The 1,980-nt window shown below is 43.0% G+C and carries 2 protein-coding genes; both read right to left on the bottom strand.

Features of this window, described 5'->3' with window-relative positions; genetic code table 11:
- Nucleotides 1-202 precede the first annotated feature (202 nt).
- Nucleotides 203-1,363, bottom strand: coding sequence for a glycosyltransferase family 4 protein (locus AC2VE5_RS26155; protein ID WP_486890478.1), 1,161 nt, complete (start codon nucleotides 1,361-1,363; stop codon nucleotides 203-205).
- Between the two features lie 60 nt (nucleotides 1,364-1,423).
- Nucleotides 1,424-1,980, bottom strand: a 557-nt coding sequence (locus AC2VE5_RS26150; RefSeq protein ID WP_486890477.1) for a glycosyltransferase family 4 protein, incomplete at its 5' end; no start/stop codon positions are given.

Raw genomic sequence — 1,980 nt, 5'->3', positions numbered from 1 at the left:
ACCTGGTCGAGGGTGAGAAAAAATAACAGGTCTACCCATGCGGATGTAGATAGCGATCGCAATAATTAGCAGCAGAAGGGAGAAAAGGAGGAGAGCGATCGCAGATACTATTTTGTCGGCAACCGTTTTGATTACCCGTTGTAAGCTTTTATTAGCAATGTTTGTATTCATTCTCAAAATGCTCTTACTTATTCTAAAACTTTTATATAAGCGAAACGCCTAATTCTTGATAATATCTTTTAAGTCGCTTGAAAACAAAACGTTCATCATACTGCGCTTCAACCCTTTTACAACTCGCTCTTCCCAAGGCTTGCCGCAAGGCAGAATCTGACAACAATTTTTCTAAAGCTGCGGCTAAGTCCTCACTATTTTGAGGTGGCACAACCAAGCCTGTTTCTCCATGAACAACTGCTTCTCTACAACCCCGAATATCTGTTGTAACAACGGGTAAACCCATTGCCATTGCTTCGAGAATAGACCGGGGTAGACCCTCATGGGTATAAGTGGGCAGTGTAAAAATATCTAAAAGACCTAGAAGCTCTGGTGTGTCATTGCGCTCGCCCGCAAGTGTGACATGATTCTCAATTCCAAGGGTGTGAATTCTTTCAACTAGTTCAGTGTAAAAAGGCTCAGGATCTGTACTCAGTTGACCGCCAACTACCAGAATATGCAAGTTAGGGAACTGAGGCAGTAGCTTAGCTGCAGCTTCAATTAGATATCCACTGCCTTTTTTGCGAGTCAAACGCCCAATCGTGCCAACAACCAAAGCATTAGTAGGAATGCTTAACGATTCTCTTAGTTGCCTTTGACAAATAGGATCAAGGCGCTCTTGCTTAAAGCGATCAATATCTACACCATTACCCAAATAACAAATTTTCTCCGGTGGACAAAGATTTAACTTTTGAGCTGTGGCAATATCTTCGTAGTTTTGTGTAAGAATCAGATCAGTAATTGAAGCAATGATTTTTTCAATGGTTGAGAAGAAGAAGTATTGGCTAGGGGAAGACTGATCGTGAAATGGAAAGCCATGGGCAGTATAAACAATGCGTTTAACACCAGCAAGTTTTGCAGCAATCCGACCTAAAACAGCAGCAATAGGAGTGTGTACATGCACCAGATCGTATCGCTGCTGTTGCATTAACTTTGTCAGTTGATAAATACTCTTGAGGTTGAGAACCGGAGAAATTTGGCGGTCAATCTGAACAGGGTGAACCACATATCCTTGCTGCTGTAGTTGTTTTACTTCTGATCCCGGAGAGCAAGCGATTTCAACCGATAACTGGCGAGACAGCAAATAATCAATTTGAGGTCGCAGCAGGATCTCAGCAGTGGCTCCAATTGCACAAAGATGCAATATTTTCATGACAATTAAAGAAAAAATCTGTTGGTTCAGTAGATATTTGCTAAGGAGCATAAAAAAGTCTTAGGACTTCAACCATGCTTCTGTCTGCTCTCGCAGATAACAATAGAATGCATTCCGCTGTTCGCGGAGAGCTTCATCTTTGTACTCCTTTGCTTTTTCTAAGTTACGTGTGGACATGAGAGACATGCGTTCTGGTTCATTCACCACCTCGTGAATTTTACGTGCCAAGGCAGCTACATCACCTGGCGGCACCATATCTTCAGGAGGTAGTAGTTCCGGGATACCGCCTACCGTAGAACCAATGCAAGGCAGTCCTCGAGCCATTGCCTCGATCATTGCTCGGGGTAACCCCTCTTGATAAGACGGTAAGACAAAAAGGTCAGCCCGATCCAACTGCTCACGCACATCATCGCTAGCAGACAATTGTCCAAGGAATCGGATACGCTCTTCTAGACTTAGCTTTGCAACTTGTGCCTCAAGTTCTTCCTGGTGCTTACCTTCTCCAACTAAAATTAGCTTGAGGTTTAAGCCCTCTTGCACACAAATAGAAACAGCATTGATTAGAATATCAGGAGCTTTATAGAGTTGAGCTAAAGTGCCCACGAATATAAGGTTAA

It is taken from the genome of Aliterella sp. E5.1, from assembly GCF_057473825.1.
This window is presented reverse-complemented; position numbering and strand designations above follow the sequence as displayed.